Raw genomic sequence first — 1,620 nt, forward strand, 5'->3', positions numbered from 1 at the left:
GGGTCTGGTCGAAATCTCGGGACGGTCACGATCGCAACAGGACGCGGGTGCGGAGGAGTTGGAACGACCCGCGGCCGTACATCTGCCGCTTGATGGTCTTAAACGGTTGATGTGTCCCTCGACGACGCCGGAGCTGTAGGTGAGGGTAAGGCCGGCGGTGACGGCGTCGAGGTCTTGGCGCAGGAAGCCGGCGAAGCTGCGCATCGGCGGCGGGGCGTCCTGCTCGGCCTGGCGGATCCAGTCCATCAGCAGGTAGCCCCGCCGGTGACGGAGGAGGTCAGCGAAAGTACGGGCGAGGTCGCAGGCGCGGGTGATGTCCGGGCAGGCGAGTCGGACCTTGAGTAGCTGGTTCTCCTGGTTGTCGGTCAGGGTGTCGCGGGGCCGCATGATCCATCCGGTGATCCTGTGCGGGCTGGGGACGTCGACGCGGACCGGCTCGGTGTGCCCTGCGCGCAGGGCAGCGAGGTACTTGCCGACGACGGGCCGGCTGCCCTCGTAGCCCCGTGCACGGATTTCGAGGAGCAGTCGACTGCCGCTGACCTGGCCTCCTGCCTCGGTGAAGCGGGTGTTGATGTAGGGCTTGAACGGTTCCAGGACCCCGTACGGGCGCCGGTCGTGGGCGGTGGCCAGCAGCTGGTCGAGGTCGGTGTCGCGGAAGCGGCGCACGGTCTTGCGGTCCAGGTGCAGGCGCCAGGCGATCGCGCTGATGGTCCAGCCCGCGTCCACGAGGCGGTGGACGTCCTCGTAGCGGTGCCGGGTACGTTCGATCATCTGAGTGCGCGGCAGTTGGAGTGGAGGCAGATCCGGCAGCGCGGGCTGCGGGTGAATCCGCACGGCCTCGTCCTCGGCCCGCTTGCGCAGGCAGGAGCGGTGCTGATGGCACGTCTTCTCCACCGCGGCCGCCAGGTTCTGGAGCAGGTGGAAGCGGTCTGCCACTTCGGTCGCGTCCGGCGCCGCTTCGCGGACGGCACGGCTGTAGCCGCTGTCGCGGTCCCGGCACACAATCTCAGCCCCGGGATGTGCGGTCAGCCAGGCCGCCAGGGTCTGGCTGGTCCGGTCCGGCAGCACGTCGATGACCGTGGAGGACTCCACGTCCAACACGATCGTCCCGTAGGTGCGCGAGCGGCGGAACGCGAAGTCGTCCACGCCCAGCACCCGCGGGCTGCGGGCCGGCACGGGCGGTGCGTGCAGCAGGCCAAGCAGCCGCCCGCGGCCGGACGGCATCGCCAGGACGCGGCACAACCGCACCCCGGGCCGACCGCCCAGCGTGAGCGCGACGGCCCGCCACAACACCTTCACCCCCGGCCCGGCGCGGGCGTACCTGCTGGTCAAGCCCTCGACCTGCTCGACGAAAGTACGCCGCGGGCAGTCGGCGTTCTCGCAGAAGAATCGCCGCACCGCCAGCTTGACCACCACCCGGCGCCCGCCGACGGGCATCTCGACAAGGTGCCGTCCGTACCGGCTGTGCACCCGCCAGGAGACAGCCGCGCAGTCCGGGCACGCCAACTCACCGACATCGCAGTGGACTTCGGCAACTACCAGCCCATCCATCTCGGTGAGCCGGTCGAGCACCAACCCGGGCACCTTCGGAAAGAGCGCCTGCTCCAGCCTGGACAATTC

The 1,620-nt window shown here is 69.9% G+C and carries 1 protein-coding gene; it reads right to left on the reverse strand.

Going from position 1 to position 1,620, the window contains the following annotated elements:
* A partial coding sequence (locus tag ADK54_RS11885) for an ISL3 family transposase (RefSeq protein WP_159047733.1) occupies window positions 1–1,620 on the reverse strand: 1,620 nt, incomplete at both ends.

This window comes from Streptomyces sp. WM6378 (assembly GCF_001279695.1).
GTDB lineage: Bacteria > Actinomycetota > Actinomycetes > Streptomycetales > Streptomycetaceae > Streptomyces.